This window comes from Bradyrhizobium sp. RP6 (assembly GCF_003837805.1).
In the GTDB taxonomy this organism is placed as follows: Bacteria; Pseudomonadota; Alphaproteobacteria; order Rhizobiales; family Xanthobacteraceae; genus Bradyrhizobium.
Genome location: NZ_RQIT01000008.1, coordinates 174,017 through 197,441, shown reverse-complemented (window position 1 = coordinate 197,441; position 23,425 = coordinate 174,017). Strand labels below are relative to the sequence as shown.

The 23,425-nt window shown below is 64.6% G+C and carries 20 protein-coding genes; 9 read left to right on the top strand and 11 right to left on the bottom strand.

Annotation, left to right across the window (positions count from 1 at the left end):
- Nucleotides 1–5 precede the first annotated feature (5 nt).
- Both EHH60_RS17815 and EHH60_RS17810 read right to left on the bottom strand, forming a co-directional pair.
- Nucleotides 6–1,592 (bottom strand): B12-binding domain-containing radical SAM protein, encoded by a 1,587-nt coding sequence (locus EHH60_RS17815; protein ID WP_124160764.1) that lies wholly within the window; start codon nucleotides 1,590–1,592, stop codon nucleotides 6–8.
- A 150-nt stretch (nucleotides 1,593–1,742) separates the two neighbouring features.
- Nucleotides 1,743–3,125 (bottom strand): ethanolamine ammonia-lyase subunit EutB, encoded by a 1,383-nt coding sequence (locus EHH60_RS17810; RefSeq protein ID WP_124160763.1) that lies wholly within the window; start codon nucleotides 3,123–3,125, stop codon nucleotides 1,743–1,745.
- 235 nt (nucleotides 3,126–3,360) lie between these two features.
- On the opposite strand from EHH60_RS17810, the gene EHH60_RS17805 reads away from it, so the two are divergent.
- From EHH60_RS17805 to EHH60_RS17795, 3 genes are all read left to right on the top strand, one after another.
- Nucleotides 3,361–5,100: a methyl-accepting chemotaxis protein gene (locus EHH60_RS17805; RefSeq protein ID WP_124160762.1), complete on the top strand. Its 1,740-nt coding sequence runs from the start codon at nucleotides 3,361–3,363 to the stop codon at nucleotides 5,098–5,100.
- Nucleotides 5,101–5,627: 527 nt separating this feature from the next.
- Nucleotides 5,628–5,999, top strand: a complete 372-nt coding sequence (locus tag EHH60_RS17800) for a hypothetical protein (protein ID WP_124160761.1) — start codon at nucleotides 5,628–5,630, stop codon at nucleotides 5,997–5,999.
- Between the two features lie 24 nt (nucleotides 6,000–6,023).
- Entirely contained in the window at nucleotides 6,024–6,374 is a 351-nt protein-coding gene (locus tag EHH60_RS17795) for a hypothetical protein (protein ID WP_124160760.1), read from the top strand.
- Nucleotides 6,375–6,811: 437 nt separating this feature from the next.
- Here EHH60_RS17795 and EHH60_RS17790 read toward each other — a convergent pair whose 3' ends face one another.
- From EHH60_RS17790 to EHH60_RS17765, 6 genes are all read right to left on the bottom strand, one after another.
- Nucleotides 6,812–8,026 carry an acyl-CoA dehydrogenase family protein gene (locus EHH60_RS17790; RefSeq protein ID WP_124160759.1) on the bottom strand — a complete coding sequence of 405 codons (1,215 nt, stop codon included), beginning with the start codon at nucleotides 8,024–8,026 and terminating at the stop codon, nucleotides 6,812–6,814.
- A 231-nt stretch (nucleotides 8,027–8,257) separates the two neighbouring features.
- Nucleotides 8,258–9,469: an ABC transporter substrate-binding protein gene (locus EHH60_RS17785; protein WP_124160758.1), complete on the bottom strand. Its 1,212-nt coding sequence runs from the start codon at nucleotides 9,467–9,469 to the stop codon at nucleotides 8,258–8,260.
- A gap of 178 nt (nucleotides 9,470–9,647) precedes the next feature.
- A complete protein-coding gene (locus tag EHH60_RS17780) occupies nucleotides 9,648–10,223 on the bottom strand; it encodes an HdeD family acid-resistance protein (protein ID WP_124160757.1) in 576 nt (191 codons plus the stop codon).
- A gap of 152 nt (nucleotides 10,224–10,375) precedes the next feature.
- Nucleotides 10,376–11,272, bottom strand: a complete 897-nt coding sequence (locus EHH60_RS17775) for an alpha/beta fold hydrolase (RefSeq protein ID WP_124160756.1) — start codon at nucleotides 11,270–11,272, stop codon at nucleotides 10,376–10,378.
- Between the two features lie 36 nt (nucleotides 11,273–11,308).
- Entirely contained in the window at nucleotides 11,309–12,136 is an 828-nt protein-coding gene (locus tag EHH60_RS17770; RefSeq protein ID WP_124160755.1) for an HD domain-containing protein, read from the bottom strand.
- A gap of 216 nt (nucleotides 12,137–12,352) precedes the next feature.
- A complete protein-coding gene (locus EHH60_RS17765; protein ID WP_124160754.1) occupies nucleotides 12,353–13,252 on the bottom strand; it encodes a LysR family transcriptional regulator in 900 nt (299 codons plus the stop codon).
- A gap of 154 nt (nucleotides 13,253–13,406) precedes the next feature.
- On the opposite strand from EHH60_RS17765, the gene EHH60_RS17760 reads away from it, so the two are divergent.
- The 5 genes from EHH60_RS17760 to EHH60_RS17740 all read left to right on the top strand — a co-directional run bounded on the left by EHH60_RS17760 (nucleotide 13,407) and on the right by EHH60_RS17740 (nucleotide 18,533).
- Nucleotides 13,407–14,558, top strand: a complete 1,152-nt coding sequence (locus EHH60_RS17760) for an ABC transporter ATP-binding protein (RefSeq protein WP_124160753.1) — start codon at nucleotides 13,407–13,409, stop codon at nucleotides 14,556–14,558.
- Nucleotides 14,551–15,498: a carbohydrate ABC transporter permease gene (locus tag EHH60_RS17755; protein ID WP_124160752.1), complete on the top strand. Its 948-nt coding sequence runs from the start codon at nucleotides 14,551–14,553 to the stop codon at nucleotides 15,496–15,498. Before EHH60_RS17760 ends, EHH60_RS17755 begins: the two co-directional genes overlap by 8 nt.
- On the top strand, nucleotides 15,495–16,331 hold the full coding sequence (locus tag EHH60_RS17750) for a carbohydrate ABC transporter permease (RefSeq protein ID WP_124160751.1): 837 nt from the start codon (nucleotides 15,495–15,497) through the stop codon (nucleotides 16,329–16,331). The genes EHH60_RS17755 and EHH60_RS17750 overlap by 4 nt, the downstream gene beginning before the upstream one ends.
- 28 nt (nucleotides 16,332–16,359) lie before the next feature.
- Nucleotides 16,360–17,640, top strand: a complete 1,281-nt coding sequence (locus EHH60_RS17745) for an ABC transporter substrate-binding protein (protein ID WP_124160750.1) — start codon at nucleotides 16,360–16,362, stop codon at nucleotides 17,638–17,640.
- A 68-nt stretch (nucleotides 17,641–17,708) separates the two neighbouring features.
- On the top strand, nucleotides 17,709–18,533 hold the full coding sequence (locus EHH60_RS17740; RefSeq protein WP_124160749.1) for a phosphodiesterase: 825 nt from the start codon (nucleotides 17,709–17,711) through the stop codon (nucleotides 18,531–18,533).
- Nucleotides 18,534–18,992: 459 nt separating this feature from the next.
- Here the strand turns inward: EHH60_RS17740 and EHH60_RS17735 are convergent, their stop codons facing one another.
- Nucleotides 18,993–19,208 (bottom strand): hypothetical protein, encoded by a 216-nt coding sequence (locus tag EHH60_RS17735; RefSeq protein ID WP_124160748.1) that lies wholly within the window; start codon nucleotides 19,206–19,208, stop codon nucleotides 18,993–18,995.
- Between the two features lie 179 nt (nucleotides 19,209–19,387).
- Here EHH60_RS17735 and EHH60_RS17730 point away from each other — a divergent pair, with 179 nt between their 5' ends.
- A complete protein-coding gene (locus EHH60_RS17730; RefSeq protein WP_124160747.1) occupies nucleotides 19,388–19,747 on the top strand; it encodes a PRC-barrel domain-containing protein in 360 nt (119 codons plus the stop codon).
- Between the two features lie 265 nt (nucleotides 19,748–20,012).
- Here EHH60_RS17730 and EHH60_RS17725 read toward each other — a convergent pair whose 3' ends face one another.
- Together EHH60_RS17725 and EHH60_RS17720 are read right to left on the bottom strand one after the other, a co-directional pair.
- A complete protein-coding gene (locus EHH60_RS17725) occupies nucleotides 20,013–20,891 on the bottom strand; it encodes a transglutaminase family protein (RefSeq protein WP_124160746.1) in 879 nt (292 codons plus the stop codon).
- Nucleotides 20,888–23,413: a circularly permuted type 2 ATP-grasp protein gene (locus EHH60_RS17720; protein ID WP_124160745.1), complete on the bottom strand. Its 2,526-nt coding sequence runs from the start codon at nucleotides 23,411–23,413 to the stop codon at nucleotides 20,888–20,890. Before EHH60_RS17720 ends, EHH60_RS17725 begins: the two co-directional genes overlap by 4 nt.
- Between the last annotated feature and the right edge of the window lie 12 nt (nucleotides 23,414–23,425).

Here is a 23,425-nt window from a genome sequence, read left to right as displayed (position 1 = left end):
TCGCATCATTCGGCGGGAACGGCGGCTTCGCGCAGGCGGATCGAATAATTCGAGGCGTTCTGCTTGCCGCTGGAAGCCGCGCGCGCAAAGGTGATGAGATGGTGCGCGATCAGCGTGCAGCCGATCAGGCCTTCGATGTCGCCGCGCTTGATGCGTCCAAGGGCGAACTTCCAGAACACGCGCCTGTAGTCTCCGAGCACGCCGACCTTCCAGAAGATGTTGCGCAACATGATGAGACCGCGCCGGATGTTCGGCCAGGTCTTCATCTCGTCCGGCGTCGGCATCTTGAGTCGGCGCGCGTAAACATTGTCGCATTGATACTGATACCGCGCGTAAACCTTCTCGGGCGCGTAGGCGACCGCCATCGCATGCTTCCAGGATGCGACGACCTCGTCATAAGGCAACAGGAAGTCGACATTGGAATCGCGACTGTCGTCATGGACCAGGCGGCCCTCGCGATCCAGACGGTCCCACAGCGGCGTCTTCGGCAGCGCCTGGAGCAGATTGATGGTGAGCAGCGGAATCCGGGACTCCTCGACGAAAGCGAGTAGCGCTTCCGAGGTGTTCGGCTTGTCGGTATCGAGTCCCATGATGATGCCGGACACGACCTCCATGCCGTAGGAATTGATCGTGCGCACGCCCTCCAGGATCGGGACCATCATATTGTGGTCCTTCTGCATCGCCTTCAGCGCGTCGGGATCGGGCGTCTCGATGCCGCAGAAGATGGTGACGAAATAGGCCTCGCGCATCTTCTCGAGGATCTCGGGCCTCTTGGCGATGTTGAGCGTCGCCTCACAGGCGAGCCGCACCATGTAACCGGTCCGCTTCTGCCATTCGACCAGATGCGGCAACAGGTCCAGCGCCGCCTTGCGGTTGCCGATGAAATTGTCGTCGACGAAATAGACCGTGTCAGTCATGCCGCATTCGCGCAGGCGATCGAGCTCGGCGATGATCTGCTGTGGCGACTTGATGCGCGGATTGCGGCCGTAGAGTCCGGGGATGTCGCAGAACTCGCACTGATAGGGACAGCCGCTGGAGTACTGGATGCTGCCGAGGAAATACTTCTTCACCTCGGCGAGCTCGTAGGCCGGAATCGGAAACTCCGTCATCGGCACGCGGTCCTTGGTGGTCAGCACCACCTGGGCCTTGGGACGCGAGGTGTCGCGCGACAGGATCTCGATCAGCTGGTTGGTGGCGTCGCCGAGTTCGCCGACATGCAGATAGTCGAAGGACGGATAGTAGTCCGGGCAGGCGCTGACCGAGGGCCCGCCGAGCGCGACCGGCAGATCGAATTCATGGGCGCGGCGGCAGATGTCGTTCATCTGCTGGCGCTGGATGTGCATGCCGCTGACGAAGACCGCTTCCGCCCATTCGAATTCCTCCTTCGTCGTACGGCGAAGGTTCTCGTCGACGAATTTGACCTGCCACTCTTTCGGAAGGTAGGCGGAGATCAGCAGCAGCCCCTGCGGCGGCATGAAGGCGCGGACGCCGTCGGTCAATGGATAGGAATGCTCGAACGTACCGAAGGACGAGGTGTAGCGCGGAAACACGCAGAGAATCCGCCGGGACGTTCCGTTACTTTCAGCTCGCATCAAAGCTCCCCCCGCCACACTCGACCGATAGTGCGGAAATTGCCAGCCAGACCCAGGGTAATGCTGTCGCCGGAATTTCTCAATATTGTGGCAGAAGCACAATTCCGGGAGGCGCCGATAGTTTCATCGGGGTGCGAGCTGGCCCGCCCCTCACGCAATCAACCGCGAGGCAAAATCGGGCAGCAGGCCTGCATCGCCGGCCAGACGGAAATCGGCGCCTGTCATTCCCGAGCGCGCCAGCCAGTCGTCGAACTCCGGCGCGCGGCGCAAACCGAAGACGTCGCGGACATAGAGCGCGTCGTGAAAAGACGTCGACTGGTAGTTCAGCATGACGTCGTCGGCGCCCGGGACGCCCATGATGAAGGTGACGCCGGCGGCGGCAAGCAGCGTCAGGAGATTGTCCATGTCGTCCTGGTCCGCCTCGGCATGGTTGGTGTAGCAGATGTCGACCCCGAGCGGCAGGCCGAGCAGCTTGCCGCAGAAATGATCCTCCAGCCCTGCCCGGATGATTTCCTTGCCGTCATAGAGATATTCCGGACCGATGAAGCCGACCACGCTGTTGACGAGCAGCGGGGCAAAAGCGCGGGCGACCGCATAGGCGCGCGCCTCGCAGGTCTGCTGGTCCACCCCGTGATGGGCGCCCGCCGACAGCGCCGACCCCTGGCCCGTCTCGAAATACATCACGTTCCGGCCGACCGTGCCGCGCCGCAGCGACAGCCCGGCCTGCTGGGCCTCTTTCAGGAGCGCGAGATCGATGCCGAAACTGCGGTTAGCCGCCTCGGTGCCGGCGACCGACTGGAAGACGAGGTCGACCGGCACGCCCTGCCCGATCAGTGACAGCGTCGTCGTGACATGGGTCAGGACGCAGCCTTGCGTCGGGATCTGCAGCCGCGCGATGATCTCGTCGAGCAGCCGCAGCAATTGGGCGATCACGGCCGGATCATCGCTCGCCGGATTGATGCCGATGCAGGCATCGCCGGCCCCGAGCAGGATGCCGTCGAGGATCGAGGCGGTGATGCCCCTGGCATCGTCGAACGGATGGTTGGGCTGGAGCCGCGTGCTCATCCGCCCCTTCAGGCCGATGGTGTTGCGAAAGGCGGTGGTGACCTCGCATTTCCGCGCCGCCAGGATCAGATCCTGGTTGCGCATCAGCTTTGACACCGCGGCCGCCATCTCCGGCGTGATGCCGCCGGCCAGCTTGCGCAGGACATCGGGCGTTGCGGCATCGGACAGCAACCAGTTGCGGAAGGCCCCGACGGTGAGCGATGCCACGGGCGCAAAGGCCCTGGCGTCATGGCTGTCGATGACGAGGCGGGTGACCTCGTCGGTCTCATAGGGAATGACGGCTTCCTGGAGGAATTGGCCGAGCGGCACATCGGCGAGCGCCATCCGTGCCGCGATCATTTGCTCGGAACTGGCAGCGGCAATTCCGGCCAGCCGGTCGCCGGAGCGCGGCGGTGTCGCCTTGGCGAGCAGGTCGCGCAGATCAGGGAAGGTGTAGGTCGTGGCGTCGATGCGGTGGCGGTAGACCACGGGCCTCTCCGGAGTTGGTCGGCCAAGGGCCGACCCCAAGACTATGCTGAAAGACTGTCCTGAAACTATACCTTCGGATCAAGACGCTGAAATATCTTACTTTCGTTCGACCAAGGACGAAGGGAGCCGACGGGCGCGTTAACGCCACATCCACCTTCATCCTGCAAAGTTTTGCATCAATTCTACACGACCCTGTTCACCGGCCGCTCCGGGCCATTCCGGGCTCCTGCACACCATGACATCAGACCGATCTGGGAATGCCACCAAGCTGGCAGGCCGTTTCACGCTTGCCGCCAAGCTCTATGCGATCTTCGCGCTGTTGGCGCTGCTCACGGCCGCGATCGCGATGCTGTCCGACTACAACAGCCGCAGCAGCGCCGACCTGACCAGCGCGATCGAGACGGCGAATGCCGCCGCGCTGAACGTCGAGCGGGTGAACTCGCTGGTCTATGCGGTCGTGATGGAATCGCGCGGCGTCTACATGTCGACCGAGCCGGCCGTGGTGAAGAAATATGGCGATGGCCTGCTCAAGTTCAACGCGCAGATCCTCGACGTCGTGAAGCGTTGGGAGACGATCGTCAAGGCCGACGACGCTGAACAGTTTGCCACCTTCAAGAAGCGCATCGAGCAGTTCGTCGAGTTCCGCAAAGAGCTGGTGCGCCGCGGCGTCGAGATCAATGCAGCCGCCGGCCGCGAATGGGGTGACAACGACGCCAACCGCGCCGTTCGCTCGGCGCTCAACAAGGATCTCGAGGCGCTGTCCAAGGTCTATGCCGAGCGGGCCAGGCAGATCGCGCAGCAGACCGAGACCAATCGCGAATTGTCGTTCGTGCTGACCTGCCTTGGCGGCGTGGCGCTGGCCCTCGTCGCAATCGGCATCGTCATCATCGCCCGCTCGATCGCCCGGCCGCTCGCCTCGATCACCGCCACCATCAAGCAGGTCGCCGACGGCGCCGAAAACGTCGTGGTGCCGCACTCCGGCCGCGCCGACGAGATCGGCGCACTGGCCCGCGCCATCCAGGTCTTCCAGGACGCCATGGGCCGCAACCGCAACCTCGCCTCGCAAGTGTCGCACGACGCCGCCGCGCGCGAGGAGCGTGCCCGCCACATCGAACGGTCCGTCGAGCAGTTTCGCGAGGCGATCGGCGCGATCATGCGCGGCCTCAGCGACAACGCCTCGGTGATGCGCGAGACCGCGCAGACCATCACCCGCGTCACCGCGGACGCGAACAGCCGCGCCGGCACGGCGGCGAACGCCACAGAGCAGGCCTCGCACAACGTCACGGCGGTGGCCGGCGCAGCGGAAGAACTGTCAGCCTCGGTGGTGGAGATCGGCCGCCAGGTGCGCCAGAGCGCCGGCGCGGTCGAGCAGACCGGCCAGCGCACCGAGAAGTCGATCTCCGAGATCGAGAGCCTCGCCGCGGCCACGCAGCGCATCGACGGCGTGCTCAGCCTGATCCAGGCGATCGCCGAGCAGACCAATCTGCTCGCCCTGAACGCCACCATCGAGGCCGCGCGCGCCGGTGATGCCGGCCGCGGCTTCGCCGTCGTCGCCCACGAAGTGAAGGCGCTCGCGGGCCAGACCGCCAAGGCCACCGCCGAGATCAGCGAGAACGTCGCGATAATCCAGGCCTCGACCCGCAACGCGGTCGACGCCGTGCGCGAGATCGGCGGCGCGGTCCGCGAGATCAACGAGGTCACCTCGGCGATCGCCGGCGCCGTGAGCCAGCAGGACGCCGCCACGCGCGAGATCTCGTCCAACGCGCAAAGCGCCGCGCAGGGCAACGAGACGCTCGTGGCCAACATCACCTCGCTCCGCGACACCATCGGCGAGACCGACACTGCGGCATCCTCGGTGCTGACGGCGGCGAGCAGCCTGACGGCGACGGCGGACACGCTGTCGCGTGAGCTCGAGAAGTTCTTCCAGAACCTGCGATCCGGCGCGGCAGACAGCCGCGTCGCCAAGGCGGGATAGCAGACGCGGTCCGCAAAGCCGGCGGTGGGGCCGATCGAGCAAAAAGTGCGAAAACAACCCCATGCACAGTAGCGGCAGCAACTAAATCAAGGAATTAGCGGCGCTCCCGACGCTCTGCTGATTTTACGAAGCCCGTTTGACTCGTCGGGCAAAACACCGGCATAATGTCATCCTTGGCGCACCGCATTCCCCGCGAGACCGCCGGCTCCGCGAACAGCTCGCGCGCATCGGCGTCGGACCCGACAAGCCTTCTTTTCGCAGCCGTTCTTCGGCCACCGACACAGTCGAGGCGACGTACGTATCCCGCGCCACGCATGAGACATCGATGGCAAATCATTGAAATCATTCAATGCTGCCGTGCAGCCTGGCCGGCAAGCAAACCGCGCCGCAATTCCCACGAAGCCTCTTGATTTGCGTCAACGCACGGTTTTGGACGGTGTGGCTGGCTATCCCCCTGTTCGTTGAGGCGTTTTGCCATGTCCTTCAAGCCTCGCGCGTGTTTGTCATTGCTGCGGAAGGAGAGATAGATGAAGGCGATCGTGTTCTCATTCGCGATGCTCGGAAGCCACTCGTTCGTGCCGGTATCCGATCGCCTTCCCGAGCTGCGGGTAGAAGCGCTCTGCAAGGCCACCTCCGAAACCGACAAGGCGATGGGGCTCGCGCTGCCGCAGAGCTTTTCAGATTGCATGCGTGACGAGACCGCGGCGCAAGAGCAACTGGCTACAGTCTGGTTGACCGTCAAGCCCGCTCTTCGCGACGCGTGCGAGGGTGAAGCGACCACCGGCGGAATCCAAAGCTATGTCGATCTGCTCACCTGCATTCAGATGACGGACACGGCAAGTGCGGTGGCGCCGGCCTCACCCCTCAGAGGGGGCAGCAAGAATCGAAACAAGCAGTAGCAAATCCCTTCCAGGAGCAAGTTCATGGCCAACAGGAAGCTGTCTCTCATTGCTGGTGCGGTCGCGGCGATCGTCGCCTCGGGCGCTTCGGCTCAGTCGATCAACCTCACCGGAGTCTACAGATGCATTCAGATGTGCCGGGGGGACCTGCCGGCCTATGTCACCCAGAATGGGCCCGAACTCAATCTGTTGACTGAAGCCGGTTTGCCATCTCGTGCTTGGCCCGATTGGTATTCGCCGGCCAACCGGATCTGGGTCGATGCGTTCGATCAAAGCGCAGTCTATTCACCGGATGGAATGCTGATCCAATTTGACAATGGGACGATTTGGCAGCGGGACTTACCTGCGGCGCCCCCTGTCCGCCGTCGCCGGTAAGGCATGAATGGACCGCCGGGTGGACTTAACTTGGTCGCGGTTCTCCGCTGCCCATTTCAGAATACTGACATCGCATCGTGCCGGTGGCGCGTGCGTTGCCCCTGCCCCGCAGCATCAAAGCGCCAAGCGAATGATGTGCGTTCGGCGTTCTCGAAGCCTGCCATTGGAGCCGGATTCATGCTCGTTCGTGAGCTGCCCACAGATCGCCCGAGAAGGGTACGACGCAGCGAAACATGTCGACAGCATCCCATCGTAAAACCCGATGGATTGCGGGGCCATCGTCGCCAGGCGCCCTCGCGCGCCTATCCCGCAATCAGATGAGGCTTTCCGCATTTGAACGGCTCTGTTGCGCCAAGTGGTGACGGCGCAGCTCCTGAGCAGAAAGCGGACAATGCTCTGGCCCGCATCGAGGGTGCGTGGCGCGGCGCACAGCACCACTACCCCATCACCCCGCCCCGCCGGATCAGCTCCTTGCCCACCGCAGCCAGATGCACCTGATCCGGCCCATCGCCGATGCGGATGAAGCGGGCGTAGACGTAGGCACGCGCGAGGAACGTATCCTGCGAGACGCCGGCGGCGCCGTGGATCTGGATGGCACGGTCGATGACGCGGGCGGCCATGCTGGGGACCACGATCTTGGCGGCGGCGATCAGGTCGCGCGCAGCCTTGTTGCCGTCGCGGTCCATCCTGTCGGCGGCCTGCAGCGTCAATAGGCGCGCTTGCGCGATCTCGCAGAAGGAGTGCGCGATGTCCTCGCGCACCGAGCCCTGCTCGGCGAGCGGCTTGCCGAAAGCCGTGCGCGAGACCACGCGCCGACACATCAATTCCAGCGCGCGCTGGGCACAGCCGATCAGCCGCATGCAGTGGTGGATGCGGCCGGGGCCGAGCCGGCCTTGCGCGATCTCGAAGCCGCGGCCTTCGCCGAGCAAAATGTTCTCCGCGGGCACGCGGACGTTCTCGTAGACGATCTCGGGGTGGCCGACCGGCGCATCGTCATAGCCGTAAGTGAGCATGTCGCGGACGATGCGCACGCCGGGCGTATTTCGGGGCACCAGGATCATGGATTGCTGGCGATGGCGGTCGGGATGATCCGGCGCGGTCTTGCCCATCACGATCAGGATCTCGCAATCTTCGTTCATCGCGCCTGACGTGAACCATTTGCGGCCGTTGACGACGTAGTCGCCGCCGTCGCGGCGGATCTCGCACTGGATGTTGGTGGCGTCGCTGGAGGCGACCTGGGGCTCCGTCATCGAGAAGCCGGAGCGGATGCGCCCTTCCAGCAGCGGCTTCAGCCAGCGCTCCTGCTGCGCTGGCGTGCCGTAGTTCGCCAGCACCTCCATGTTGCCGACATCGGGCGCCGAGCAATTGAACACCTCGGGCGCCCAGAGGATGCGGCCCATGATCTCCTTCACGGGCGCATATTCGAGGTTGGTGAGCCCCGGTCCGTGCTCGCCGGATAGAAACAGATTCCAGAGCCCCTGCTCCCGCGCCAGCCGCTTCAGATCCTGCAAGACTGGCGGCGTCTTGTAGCGCGATGCTTCCGGCTTGACCTGCTCGTAATAGAGCTCCTCGACCGGCTCGACATGCGTCCGCATGAACTGGCGGACGCGGTCCTGCAACTCGAGCGAACGGGGAGAGTGTTGAAAGTCCATCGTGGGCTCCTGTTCCCTTCTCCCCTTTGGGAGAAGGTGGCATAGGCTGCCTTCGGCAGCCGTTCCTAAGAACGCCGAAGCAAAGCTTCGGCTATGGCGCCGGATGAGGGTTGTCTCCGAGCGTTCAAATGCAGAGACGACTGGCGGAGCCATGCCGCTCACCCGGCTGCGCTTCGCGCATCCACCCTCTCCCACAAGGGAAGAGGGTACACCGTCTCTGCGGCCCACCCATCACGTCCCGCGCAGGAGCTCGCTCGCCACGACCCAATCGTTGCCGTCGAACTGGAGCATGTAGCCGTCCTTGATCGGGCGGAAGTCCTGCGGCGTGGTGTTGAGGGTGATGCCGGGCATCAGCAGCGACAGCGGCACGTTCTTCAGGTTGGCGGCCTGCGCCATGATGTTCTCGCGCGTCAGGTTGTCCTTGCACTGCCTCAGCAGCACCACCAGCGCCTCGGCGACGGTGTAGCCGTAGAGCCCGGCGACGTTGTTGACGTCGGCGTTGGGCAGGCGCCGCTTCATGAAATCGATATAGGCCGTCATCGCCGGATCGTTCTTCGGCTCGGCGACGAACGGCTTGAGCGAGCCGAGCGAGAGCACGCCCTTGCCGGCGTCGAGCCCGGCCGGCACCATCACCGTGGCCTTGTTGGCGCAGCCGCTCGCGATAAAGCGCGTCGGCTGCCAGCCGACCTCATGAGCTTTTCGGATCGCCTGCGCGCAGGCGCGCGGCGTCACCGAATAGATCAGGAAGACGTCGGCCTTGGTATTGGCCAGCGTCAGCACCTGCGAATCGACGGTGGGGTCGGCGACCTCGAAGCTCGAGGCCATCGCGATCGCCTTGTCGGCGTCGGCGCCGAGCGCCTCCTTGACGCCGCGCAGATATTCCTTGCCGGCATCGTCGTTCTGATAGAGCACCGCGAAGCGCGCATTCGGGTTCTTGGCGCGGGCATAGGCGACGTCGATCGCGGCCTCGCTGGTGTAGTTCGGCGCCCAGGGCAGCGCCATCGACCAGGGCATGTTGGCGGGATCGTTCCACTTCGACGCCGAGCTGATCAAGAAAAGCTGCGGCACCTTGTTGCCGTTGAGATACTTCGCGATGGCCGAGCTTGGCGCGGTGCCCATGGTCGCGAAGATGAAGGCGACGCCTTCACCCTCGACGAGGCGCCGTGCCGCCTCCATGGTCTTCGGCGGAGAGAAGGCGTCGTCCAGCGAGATCAGATTGAGCTTGCGGCCGTTGACGCCGCCTTTCTCGTTGATCTCGTCGAAATAGGCGGAGATCACCCGGCCGGTGATGCTGAGCGGCGAGGCCGGGCCGCTATAGGGCATGGTGTTGCCGATCTTGATCTCGGTGTCGCTGACGCCAGGACCGTAGGATTTCTGCGCGGAGACAGGGGCGGAAACGCAGGCGGCAGCCAGCGCTGCGGCCAGGACCAAAGCGGCTTTCATGGTTTCTCCCACTGATTATCGCCGCGCGAGGCAGTCACGCGGCGTGCTGCTTTTCGTCAGCGCGTCAGATCAGCGGAGTTCCACAACACGGTCTTGCGTCGAGTTGCTGATGGCTCGGGGTCGGCTCAGCATATGAGTCTGCGCTTCACCTCCATCGGAGGCGATGAGAGACCTGCGCCTAGCCGCGTCGCTTCAAGCCAAGGCCGAGGCTGATCCAGCCGGCACCAGCCATGATCAGGTCGATACCGAGAAACAGGCCGAGGATGTAGACGCTGTTCACCGGCCAGCGCGCCACGATGAGCAGGCCGAGCAGCAACGTGATCGCGCCGGAGAGCGCAACCCACACCCACGGGCTCTCGCGTTTCATGCTGAAGGCGAGAAACAGCCTGACGGCGCCCGAGGCGATCAGCGATGCCCCCAAAAACAGCGTCAGCAGGACTGCCGCGAACAGCGGATTCTCGAAGGTCAGGAAGCCGGCAACGATATAGAGCACGCCGAGCAGCGCCCAGATCAGGAATTTGCCCCAGCTCTTCACCTGGAATGCGCCGATCACCTCGGCGACACCGGCCACGATCATCATCGCGCCAACCACGATCACGCTCGCCACCGTCGCCATCACGACGCTGCCGAGCGCGACGAAGCCGGCGATCAGATAGACGACGCCGAGCGCGACGATCCAGCCCCATTTGGCGTGCAGCGCGGCGATACCCGAGCCGAGGCTCGCATGGTGAGACGTATCCGAAGCACTCGTCATGGCCGCCACTCCTCTTGCAAAGCCCGGAGGCACAATTCAAGATAGCACCATCCGGACCGGGACGACAGCCAGCAGAACACTCCTCACCGGCAGCAACATTGACGCAAATCAAGATCGAATGCGGCGAATCCGTCTGCTGTGTCCCGCAATGATCAGGCGCGCTCGGCGGCGTTGCGAATGTCGAGCACGGCCTGGGCCCATTCGGCGGGTCGCTCCTGCGGCAAATTGTGGCCTGCATCCTTGAAGACGCGCCGCTCAAAGAATCCCTCGAACTTGCGCGCGTGGTGGGCGGTGCCCGGATTGACGCCGTCGCTGTCGCCATCGATTGCAATCGTCGGGACGCGGATCGGCGGCTGCGCGGCAAGCCGGGCCTCGATCGCAGCATAGGCGGGGTCGCCCGCCACCAGCGCGTAGCGATGGCGGTAGGAGTGGATCACGACATCGACGAAATCGGGATTGTCGAAGGACACAGCGCTCGTCTCGAACGTCGCGTCGTCGAATGCCCATTTCGGCGACCACATCGTCCAGAGCTGGCGGGCAAAGCCGCGGCGGTTGCGCTCCAGCGCGCGGCGGCCGCGTTCGTTGTGGAAGAGATATTGATACCAGAGCGCCGCCTCCTCCGGCGGCGAGGCCGGCTCCATGGCGCGGGCGATGTTCTGGATGTTGTAGGAATTGCCGGAGACGAGCCCGATCACGCGCTCCGGATAGAGCGCCGAGACAACGCAAGCCGCGCGCCCGCCCCAGTCATAGCCACCGACGATGGCGCGCTCGATGCCGAGCGCATCCATGAAGGCAAGAAGATCGGCGCCAAGCGCCGCCTGCTCGCCGGAGCGCAGCGTCCCGGCGGAACGAAACCGCGTCGGGCCGTAGCCGCGCAGCCAGGGCACCAGCACCCGCGCGCCTGCCTCGGCAATGATCGGCGCGGCGTCCGCGTAGGCGTTCACGTCATAGGGAAAGCCGTGCCCGAGGATGCAGGGCCAGCCGTCCGACACGCCGTACTCGCGGTAGGCGATGTCGAGGACGTCGGTGGCGATGGTTTTCTGTTGCATGCATGTCTCGCGGAGTGATCGCGATCGTAGCCCGGCCTATCTCTGCGGACCGGACAGCGAGATATCGCGTTCGGCGCGGAACACGTTGCTGTAGAGGTTGGCGATCCATTGCCGACCGATCTCGGTCTTGTTGAGATAACCGATCTCGGTCTGGATGTGCGGTGCGACGCTATTCCAATAGAATTGCGGGTAGCGGTTTATGATGTCGGCGGGCGAGTCGTAGCCGAGCTGACGGTTGATGCCGACCTCCTCGAACTCGTAGTAGAGCGCGTTGGCCTTGCGCAGATAGTTGGGATCGCCGAGCTGTCCGATGAAATCGGCCGCGCGCAGGATCGAGGCTTCGTCGTCATATTCCTGCCCTTCACGGGCCGGAAAGCGCGTCCCCTCGATGGCACGGGCGACGCGCTCGGAGTCGATGCCGCGGATGGGCGGCAACCGCCGCCGCACGAAGAGCTTCGAGCGATCGACGTGATACATCATCAGACTGGCATCCGACGCGCCGCGGGGCAGCGATACCTTGGTCCCGGCCTCGTCGATGATGAACCCGTCTTCGTCGTCCTCCGGAAACAGGCCGCGGACATAGCCGATGTCATGCGCGAGGCAGGCTATCAGGATGTGGAGGTAATCTTCTGCATCAAGATGCGCATGGAGATTGCGTCCGGTGAGGATCGCCTGGGCGGCGAGCGTCACCAGCATCGTATGCTCGATGTTGTGATAGAGCGCGTCGCTGTTGCCGATGCATTCCATCGCCGTGCGCGTCGAGCCCTCCAGAACCCTGGCATAGGTTTCGTCGTACCGGCGACGCATGAACGAGCCCAGCATTTTCTCGAGGGTTTCGGCCGCCAGTCTCGGTAAAGTTATCATGGATGCAGCCCTGTCCGCCGCTCGTGTCCCATGCCACTCCCGACGTCTCGTTCTTGTCTTCGACGCGGCGGGAGCATAGCCCATCTTGGCCAGGGTAACCAATTCCCGGAGCAAAAATACGTAAATATCTTGTCGTCCCGCTGCGCAACATCACGGCTGTCGTCACAGTTAACAACAACCAAAGGTGGCGGGAAGGCCCCGGACCTGGCGGCCTCGTCAGGGCGCGGCCAGGATGTCGACGCCGTCGGTCGTGCGCGAAAGACTTCTGGCGAGATAGAACAGCTCGACCAGCTTGCCGCGCTTGCCGGCCAGCGAGAAGATGAATTCGGGCGAATCCGCCTCGATCTCCGTGATCGCCACCTTCGCGATCCGATCGATACGGCTCGAGCCGTGCTCCCAGACAAAGCCGACACCGAGCCGGTTGGCGACCGCCTCCAGCATCCCCTCGCGTGTATTGACGATGATCGCCGGACTGGCGCGCAGGTTGACGACGCGAAACGCCCTGTCCACGGCGCGCTGCGTCGCGGAATCCCGGGTGCGAAAGACCAGCGGATATTGCACGAGGCCGGCGATCGACACGCGCGATTGGCGACTGAGCTCGTGAACGGGATGACAGATCGCCACGACGCGCTGCTGCACGCAGGGCTCGCGCCGGAAGCGGTTGTCCTGCGGCACCTCCGGCAACACGGCGATGTCGACACGCTGGTCGACCACCGCGGCCATGATCGCCGACCAGCTGCCGATCTCGATGTTGATCTGGATCTTCGGATAAAGATTGCGGAACGCCGCGATCAGCGCCATGCCCGGCATGGCATTGCCGAGCCCGATGCGAAGCTCACCCCCCGTGAGCTCGTCGCGCTGCTGCAGGATGGCCAGTGCGTCCGCCTCGATCGCCTGCATCCGGCTCGTCGCTGCGTAGAGCCGCCGGCACAGCGGTGTCGCGATCAGACTCTGGCCGTGCCGGTCGAACAGCGCAACCGCGAACTCGGCCTCCAGATCGCGCACCAGTTGGGCAACTGACGGTTGCGACACCCGCAACCGCCTTGCGCCGGCCGCGAAGCTGCCGGTCTCGAACACCGCATTCACCGCCCGGACGCGCGACGACGTCAACGCCACCACAACAACCCCAAAATCGATACTCCCCGTCCTCTGGACCCGGCAAAACCAAAACCTGGGATGACCATAGGGACCGCCATTGACCGTAATGTGAATGTCAGATGCGCTCCTTAACTCCTCGTGCGCCGCAACAGGCCAGCAGGGGACAGAGCGCATGGCGCAAATCGAACTTTCCGCGATCCGCAAATCCTTTGACGGCGCCGACGTCCTGAAGGGCATCGATTTCCGAATTGAGGACGGCGAGTTCATCTCGCTGGTCGGTCCCTCCGGCTGCGGCAAATCGACCCTGCTCCGCATCATTGCCGGGCTCGAACCGCAGAATTCCGGCCAGGTCCATATTGACGGCCGCCCCGTGGACGCCATCCGCCCGAGCGCGCGCAACCTCGCAATGGTGTTCCAATCCTACGCGCTCTATCCGCATCTGAGTACCTTCGACAACATTGCCGTGCCGTTGCGGATGCGGCGCCTCTCGGCGATCGAACGGCTGCCGCTGCTCGGCCCCCTGCTGCCGGGCCGACGCGCCAAGGAACGGCACATTCGCGCCGACGTCGAGGGGATTGCCGAGCAACTCGACATCGCTCCATTGCTGCGGCGCAAGCCCGGGCAGTTGTCTGGTGGACAGCGGCAACGCGTCGCGGTGGGACGCGCCATGGTGCGCGAGCCGCGGGCTTTCCTGTTCGATGAGCCGCTCTCCAATCTCGACGCAAAGCTGCGCGTCCATATGCGCGCAGAGCTCGCCGAGCTGCATCGCCGTCTCAAGGCGACGTTCGTCTACGTCACGCACGACCAGGCCGAGGCGATGACGATGTCGAGCCGGATCGCCGTCATGATGGGCGGGGAATTGATCCAGGCCGGAACGCCTGCGGAGATCTACAATCACCCTAACGACATCCGTGTTGCCGAATTCATCGGCAGCCCCAAGATCAACGTCCTTCCCGGCCGGATCCGGACGGACGGCGGCGTCGACGTGCTGGGGACCGCCCTGAAGCTTGCGTGCAGTGCGGCGGCCGGCGAATGCCGCGTCGGCGTCCGCCCGGAGCGGATCGACCTCGGCACGGGGCCATTCTCCGGAACCGTCGTCCATCTGGAGAATCTCGGCGCCGAGGCATTCGTGCACCTTGCGATCGAAGGCGCCGGACTGCGCCTGATCGCGCGGCTTGCGGACGTCAGGCATTTGCCAGCGATGGCCAGCTCCGTCGCGTTCGGTTTCGCCCCCGACGCGGTGCGGATTTTCGATCCGGCCGGCAAGCGGATCGAACTCAGAGTGGAGCAGCCCGAGCGCATCCGTGAGCCCGCCCATGTCTGACGGCTCCATGACGATTGGCGCGGCCGCCGTTCCCGCAGGCGCGGCACGGCGCACACTGCCGGCCCACGGCAGCCGACGCACATACTCCGCTTACGCCCTGGTGACGCCGGCCGCGGCGCTGATGCTGATCATGCTGCTTGGCCCGCTCGCCGGCGTGATCGCCCTCTCCTTCACCGACTATCAGCTCGGCGCGCCGCATTTCTCCTGGATCGGGCTGGCCAACTACCAGGACCTGTTCGCCGACAAGGTGTTCTGGACCGCGCTGCGCAACACGCTGGCTTACGTCCTGATCGTGGTGCCCGGTGCCGTGATCGCAGGTCTTGCGATCGCGCTGCTGATCCAGAGCGGCACCAGCCTGCGCAGCCTTTACCGGACGATCTATTTCCTGCCTGTCATGGCGACCCTGATCGCGATGGCCGTCGTGTGGGAGTTCATGCTGCACCCGCAATTCGGCCTGGTAAACGGGATCTTGCGCGGCGCTGGCCTGCCAGCCTTTGCCTGGCTGCAGGACCGCAGCACGGCGCTCTATGCGCTGTGCGCGATCGGCATCTGGCAGGCGGTCGGCTTCAACATGGTGCTGTTCCTCGCCGGCCTCGTCTCGATTCCCAAGCAGCTCTACGAGGCGGCCGAGATCGACGGCGCCTCGAGCGGCTGGGCTCGCTTCCGCCTCGTGACCTGGCCGATGCTGGGGCCGGTCACGACCTTCGTCGTCGTGATCTCCGGCATCCGCTCCTTCCAGGTGTTCGACACCGTGCACGTATTGACCAAGGGCGGCCCGTCGAAATCGACCGAGGTGCTGATCCACACCATGTACACGGAAGGCTTCGAATTCTTCCGCTCGGGCTATGCCGCGGCGATCACCGTCGTCTTCCTGGTCTTCGTCCTCCTGCTCACGCTGGTCAAATCGAGGCTCGCCGATCGCGGGGTGCACTACACATGAGCAACGCACATTCCATCCCGTTCCGGGCGATCCTCCGCCACGTGCTCCTGATCGCGGGCGCCGCGCTAATGCTGGCGCCCTTCATCTGGATGATCTCGACCGCCTCCAAGCCGCAGACCGAGATCTTTTCCAGCGAGTTGCACCTGATCCCGCACCAGCTCGCGCTGGCGGAGAACCTGCGCGAGGCCTTCGCCAAGGCCAATCTGCTGCGGTTCCTGCTCAATGGCGTCATCGTCACGATCTCGATCTTCGTGCTGCAGATCATGGTGGCGCTGCCGGCGGCCTACGCGCTCGCAAAGCTTCGCTTCCTCGGCCGCGAGACGCTGTTTGCGCTCGTGCTGTTCGGGATCCTGATCCCCCCGCAGGCAACCGCGGTCCCCGTCTTCCTGATGCTGCACAAGGCCGGGCTGCTCGACAGCTATGCCGCGCTCGTCCTGCCCTTCACGATCTCGGTCTTCGGCATCTTCCTGATGCGCCAGTTCTTCAAGACGGTGCCCGACGATCTCGTCGATGCCGCGCGCATGGACGGCATCTCCGAATTCGGCATCGTCTGGCGGGTGATGCTGCCGGCCGCGATCCCGGCTGTCACCGCCTTCGGCATCTTCTCCGTGGTTGCGCACTGGAACGACTACTTCTGGCCGCTGATCGTGCTCAACAGCGAGCAGCTGCGTACGCCGCCGCTTGCGGTCGCGCATTTCCGCAACAGCGAGGCCGGCACCAGCTACGGCCCGCTGATGGCCGCGGCGATGGTGATCATCGCGCCGCTCGTCATCGCTTTCCTCTTCGCCCAGCGCCGTTTCATCGAGGGCATCACCCTCACCGGGATCAAGTAACCACGTCACCTCAAACAGGAGTGTATCCATGCTGAAGTCCATCATCGCCGCGGCGGCCCTGTCGCTTGCGGCCGGATCTGCGCTCGCGCAGACCCAGACCGAGATCGTGATGCAGTATCCCTATCCGGAGCTGTTCACCGAGACCCACAAGCGCATCGCCGACGAGTTCGCCAAGGTGCACCCGGAGATCAAGGTCACGATGCGGGCACCTTACGAATCCTACGAGGACGCCACCCAGAAGGTGCTGCGCGAAGCCGTGACCAACCAGATGCCTGATGTCTCCTTCCAGGGCCTGAACCGCATCCGCGTCCTGGTCGACAAGAACATCCCGGCCGAGCTCGACGGCTACATCGCGGCCGAAAAGGATTTCGACAAGCAGGGCTTCCACCAGGCGATGTTCGACATCGGCGCCGCCAGCGGTAAGGTCTACGCCCTTCCGTTCGCGATCTCCCTGCCCATCGTCTACGTCAATCTCGACCTCGTGAAGCAAGCCGGCGGAGACGTGAACAATTTGCCGAAGAGCTGGGACGAGCTGATCGCGCTCGCCAAGAAGATCAAGGCGCTCGGCAACGACACCAACGGCGTCACCTATGCCTGGGACATCACCGGCAACTGGCTGTGGCAGGCGCCGGTGTTCGCGCGCGGCGGCACCATGCTCAACGCCGACGAGACCAAGGTCGCGTTCGACGGGACGGAAGGCAAGTTGGCCATCAACACGATTGCGCGGCTCGTCAACGAGGGCGGCATGCCCAATCTCGACCAGCCGTCGATGCGTGCGGCGTTCGCGGCCGGCAAGACCGGCTTCCACATCACCTCGACCTCTGACCTCAACAAGGTCACGCAGATGACAGGCGGCAAGTTCGCGCTGAAGACGATACCCTTCCCGGACGTCGTCGCTCCGAGCGGCAGGCTGCCGGCCGGCGGCAATGTCGTGCTGATCCTCGCCAAGGACAAGGCCAAGCGCGACGCCGCCTGGGAAGCGGTGAAGTTCTGGACCGGCCCCAAGGGTGCCGCGATCATGGCGGAGACCACGGGCTACATGCCGCCGAACAAGGTCGCCAACGACGTCTACCTGAAGGACTTCTACGTCAAGAACCCCAATAACTACACCGCGGTCAGCCAACTCGCGCTGCTCACCAAATGGTACGCCTTCCCCGGCGACAACGGCCTGAAGATCACGGACGTGATCAAGGATCATCTCAACTCGATCATCTCGGGCGCCCGCGCCAAGGAGCCCGAAGCCGTTCTCGCCGACATGAGCGCGGACGTGCAGAAGCTGCTGCCGAAGACCACCGGCGCGGCGCGCTGAGCGTCCCGACGTTCCGCCGGCACGGGGTGCTCCGGCACCCCGTGTCGCCTCAATGACTGGAGATAGCGATGAAACTGCTTCATTTGAGCGACATTCACCTGACGGCGCCGGGCTCGACCATCGGCGGCCGCGATCCGCGCGCCAATTTCGAGCGGGCGCTGGCGCATGCGCTGGACGATCATCACGACGCCGAATTGATGGTGATCACCGGCGATCTCTCGGACTGGGGCGACCTCGCCGATTATCAATGGCTGAAGCAGCGCCTCGACGAATATCCGCTGCCAGTGCGGTTGTGCATCGGCAACCACGACCGACGCTCCGCCTTCCTGAGCGTCTTCCCCGACCTCGCCGACGACAACAGCTTCGTCCAGGGCATCCACGATACCGCCGCCGGCCGCTGCCTGTTTCTCGACACCGCCCATCCGGAAACACACGCCGGCCGCTATTGCGACGATCGTCTCGGCTGGCTCGAGGCGCGGCTTTCCGAGCACGAGGGACCGTTCCTGCTCTTCATGCACCACAATCCCATGCCGGTGCATCTCGTCCCGTTCGACCAGATCGGCCTGCTCGACGCGGCTCCATTCCGCCGCCTCGTCAGTCGCTATCGGGACAAGATCCGCCACGTCTTCTTCGGGCATTGTCATTTGCCGCTTGCAGGCTCGATTGCAGGCGTTCCCGTCTCGTCGCTGCGCGGCACCAACCATGCGAGCTTTCCGCTGTTCTCCGAGACCAAGCTGCTGAGCGCCTGCGACCTGCCGCAATCCTACGGCGTCGCATTCCTCGGGGAGGACTATGTGACCGTGCACATGGTGGAGTACGGCTACGATGGTCCCATCCGCCCCCAAGGTTCGCCCGACTACAAGGCGTGGGATCGGGAGACCATGGTTCGGTGAGCGGCGAGCGCACGACCAATACCAGGGCGTGCACTCGGCGCGTAGCCGGTACTCTTCCGCGGCTCCGAGCAAGATCGTTGCCCGCTCGTTAGCAGGCGAAAGCTACCCGAAGGCGGGCGACTTGTTCCAGAAACGGCGGTCGCATTAGCGTGTGCAAATGAGCAGAGCTGTTCACTGGCCTTCAACATCAAAGCCGGGCGAGCATTGGTTCGGGGTTGGGGTCGCGGCTGGTCGGCGGGCCACCCCTCGAGGCCAACATAGATTAAGGAACCTGCCGAAACTTCCCAAGCGGTCGACCAGATCACTCGCGCTGTACTTCAGTGAGGATTAGGCTTCCTTCACCGGGGCTGGCTGAATAGTTCACCAAGGTTTTTTGACCCGGCTTCTTTTGAGCGGCCGCAGCATTTTTGCGAATGCTGCGGCCTATTTCGTTCAGGGAGCAGTCTCGCGTTGACGCGATTAGCGTTGCAGCAGCGAAAGGATACGAAGCCGCTCTTGCTGTCGCAGCCGCTGGCTCTCGCGCATGGCTTCCAGCTCGACTTCCCTCTCAGTGAAATCTAGCTTCTCTCTTTTCATCTCCGCGACCGTCGCTTCAAGTTCGGCCAAGCGACGCTCACCTACAACCACATCGTTTTCGATTCGTCGCAGCTCGTCTTGAAGGTGGTTGTAGTCCATCGCTGTGCTCTCAATGGAATAAAGAGTGCAACGCCTCGGGCGGGCTGCTTGTTTCGCAGGAACATTAAAAGGCGGTCACAGGATCTTTTTTACAGAAACCCTTGCCTCTTTATCCCGTTTCGTAAGTGCCGCTGAAGACGCGGCATGGCTCATTCGAACTCCTAATTCGGAGGGTTAAAATGGGAATGCAGGATCGTGAAACGAGCAGCCTAATCGGCAGTGATAAGGTTGAGGGCACAGCTGTCTACGGCGCCGATCGGCGAGAGATCGGCAGTATTGATCGCGTTATGATCGACAAAAGAAGCGGCCAAGTGAAGTACGCAGTTTTAAGTTTCGGCGGCTTCTTAGGGATAGGAGACGACTACTATCCCCTGCCTTGGCAATCGCTGAGGTATGACGAGAGCCTCGGCGGTTACCTGACGAACATCACAGAAGACCGGCTAAAGGCGGCACCAAAGTACACTGACGAAGGCAGTTGGAGCTGGTCGGACCAGAGCGAGAGCCGAGTCAACAAGTACTACGAGAGCACTTTTATCTAACGCCAGGGAGGACCGCCGAAAGGCGGTTCTTCCTCTTTCGGCACCTTGTTCGGCTCTCTCGCCACGCGCGTGCTTGGTATTCCCGCCCAGCAGGATGACGGCAGCATTCGTTGTCTTGCAGCATCAGCGTGAGATGGCTGAGGGGCGGCAACCAAATCTGCGCGAGGTTTGGTCCGGTCGCTCCTTGCTATAGGCAATCGAGCATTGTTCCTGTTTTCCCGAGACCTCCGCCTTGCTGGTAAGCCGACGCTTTTGAGTACCCGCCCTACTCCACCTGCAGCACGTCGACGGCGACGCCGAGCTTCTGCTTGGGCGAGCCGACGATGACGCCGTCGACCGGCGAGACGTCGGAAAAGTCGCGCCCGACCGCAAGCACGATATGGTCGTTGCCGATCAAGAGATCATTGGTCGGGTCGAAATCGACCCAGCCGAGCTTCGACCCGCACCACAGCGAGACCCAGGCATGGGTGGCGTCGGTGCCTTGCAGGCGCGACTGGCCCGGCGGCGGAATGGTGCGCAGATATCCGCTGACATAGGCCGCGGGCAGGCCGAGCCCGCGCAGCCCTGCGATCATCACATGGGCGAAGTCCTGGCAGACGCCGTGCCGCTTGTCGAAGACTTCGTCGAGCGGCGTCGAGATCACGGTCGCCTTGGGATCGTAGCGGAATTCGCTGCGAATGCGTCGCATCAGGTCGACGGCGCCGGTGAGGATACCCGTCCCCGGCGCAAAGCTGTCTGCCGCGTAGGCGCTGACGGGGCGCAGCACCGGCACCAGTGGGCTGGCAAAGACATAACCGACCGGCGAGGACGGCCCGAGGCTGGTTGCTTCGAACGCGATCTCGCGGATGCTATCCCAGGACGGACTCGACGCGTCGCGTGCCGGCGGCCGGCGCGACACCGAGACGCGCGAGCGCGAGTCGATGCGTAGATTGCGGTGCGCGGCTTCGATCACGACGCTCTCGGTGAGCGTGCCGAAGAAGTCGCGCCGCACATTGCGCTCGGCCGGCCGCGGATGAATCTCGAGATGGTGCGAGATCAGCTCCTGGCCGCCGCCGCTTCTCGGCTCCAGCCGCAGGGTGCAGCGGGCGAAGCTGACGGGATTTTCGTATTCGTAGGTGGTGACGTGACGGATGTCGTAGATCACGCCAGCCCCGTCAGCTTTTCCGGCCGGCTGGCATTGGGGCCGTGCGGGAAGTAGTGCTGCCCGATCGCGTCGGCTAGGCTGAGCAGATCCTGCTCCAGCGCGAACAGGGTCTTGACCTCGAGCTTCTCGGCCTCCGCGGTCGCGAGCATCGCCTGCAAGGCCACCGCGAGCCGCTGCGGCTTCTCGATCAGGCCGTGCTCCTTCAGGCTCGGCAGCGCGGCAATATGCTCGTTCAGCGTCGCCACCTGGAACGCTACGGAGCGCGGATTAAAGGGATCGAGCACGGCGAGGTCGCGTACCGGGGCCAGGATCGGCGCCAGCAGATAGCGCGAGCGGTAGGTGATCTGGCAATCCACCAGCGTCAGCAGGATGTCGAGTTCCTCGTCGCCGGCCTCGTCATAGGCGAACTGGCGCGTGAAGCGCGTGGTGTTGATGGCGCGTTCAGTGCGGCGTCCGATGTCGAGGAAGCGCCAGCCGGCGGCACGGTTCATGTTCTCCTGCGCGAGCCCTGCGAAGCTCGCCAGCTCCTGCAAGGTCAGCTCCGCGGCGCTCAGCACGCTGTCGTCGTCCTCCACCTCGATGGCGAGGCGCTCGGCCATCTCGGTGATCACCTGCCAGGCGTCGGGCGACAGGCGCTCGCGCAAGGAGGTTGCCGTGCGCTGTGCCGCGCGCACGAGCGACAGTGCCGAGCCGAAACGCTCCGCGCTCTGCAACGCTTCGGCGGTGATGCGCCCGGGAGCCGCCCGCGAAGTCTGCGAGATCGCGCCCCAGGCCACCAGCAGGCGCTGGATGCGTTCGGCCGATTGCAGCGAGGCCGCGGTCCCCTTGTTGGGTCCGCTCGGCGAGCCCAACGCGCGCACCAGCCGCAGCGTCGCCTCGGCGCGTTCGAGGTAGCGGCCGAGCCAGAACAGATTGTCGGCGGCGCGGCTCGGCAGCACGCCGGCGATACGGCGGATGCGCACCTTGTCGGTCGCCGGCAGCAGCGTCGCGGTCGCGACCTGCTTGTCGGAGACCACCCAGACGTCGGCGGCGCGCGCGCCGTCGCCCATCGACACAGCGCGCGCATCGGGCTGCTCGGCGATCCGGCAGAACCCGCCGGGCATGATGGCCCAACCGTCGGGCGTGGCGGCCGCGAACACGCGCAGCACGAAGGGACGCGGCGTGAGCTGCCCGTGCTCCCACACCGGCATGGTCGAGAGCCGCACCACTTCCTGGCCGACATAGTCCATGCCGCGCGCGGTGATGGCTTCGACCAGGCGCTGGCGGTCGGCGGCATCCAGCTCGCTCGCGAGCACCGGACCGTTGCTGTCGATACCGGGCACACCGCGCCGGTAGGCGCCTTCGATCGCGACCTCGTCGAGCCGCGCCAGCATCTCGTCGCGCGCCGCGCGCTGGCCGCACCACCAGGTCGCGATATGCGGCATCTTCAGGTCTTCGCCGAGCAGGCGGCGGCTGAGCGCCGGCAGGAAGCCGAGCAGCGCGCGCGCCTCCAGGACGCCCGAGCCCGGCATGTTGGCGACGACGACGCCGTCCTTGCGCAGCACGTCGATCAGGCCGGGGACCCCGAGCCGCGAGGAGGCATCGAGCTCGAGCGGATCGAGCGAGTTGGAATCGACCCGGCGCAACAGCACATCTAACCGCTTCAGGCCAGCAACGGTGCGGATGTGGACACGGTTGTCGCTGACCGCGAGGTCGTCGCCCTCGACCAGCAGAAAGCCGAGATACCGCGCCAGAGTCGCATGCTCGAAATAGGTCTCGCTGAAGCTGCCGGGGGTGAGCACGCCGATCCTGGGCTCGTCGCGGTCGGCGCGCGCACGAAGCGAGTCGCGGAACGCCTCGAAGAACGGCGCGACGCGCGGCACGTTCATCGACTTGTAGAGGTCGGAGAAGGCACGCGAGAGCACCAGGCGGTTCTCCAGCGCGTAGCCCGCGCCCGATGGCGCCTGAGTGCGGTCGCCGACCACCCACCAGCGGCCGTCGGGGCCGCGGCCGACATCGGCGGCATAGAGCGAGAGATAGCGCCCGCCGGGCGGCGGCACGCCGCAGACGGGACGAAGATATTCGGGGCTGCCGGCGATCGCGGCCGCCGGCAGGGCACCTTCCGCGACGAGCCGGCCCTCGCCATAGATGTCGCGCAGCACGCACTCCAGCAGCTCGGCGCGCTGGGTGATGCCGGCGCAGAGCTGCCGCCAGTCGGCCTCGTCGATCAAGAGCGGCAGATGGCTGATCGACCACGGCCGGTCGGCGGCGTCGCCCGGCGCGCGGTAGGTGACGCCGGCCTCGCGCAGATGACGGTCGGCCATGCCGAATCGCCGTTCGATCTCATCGGGCGCCAGCGCGCCGAAAGCGTCGAAGAAGCGGCTCCAGACCGCGCGCGGGGCGCCGTCCGGTCCTAAGAACTCGTCGGGGATACCGGGCAGCCTTCTATAGTCGCGGACCCATTGCGCGAGGCGGCGCTGGCCTTCACGCTGGCCTTGCGTCTTCCCCGCCTTGTCGTCCTGTTCGGCTGCGCCCTCGCCCATGCGCGTCTCCCT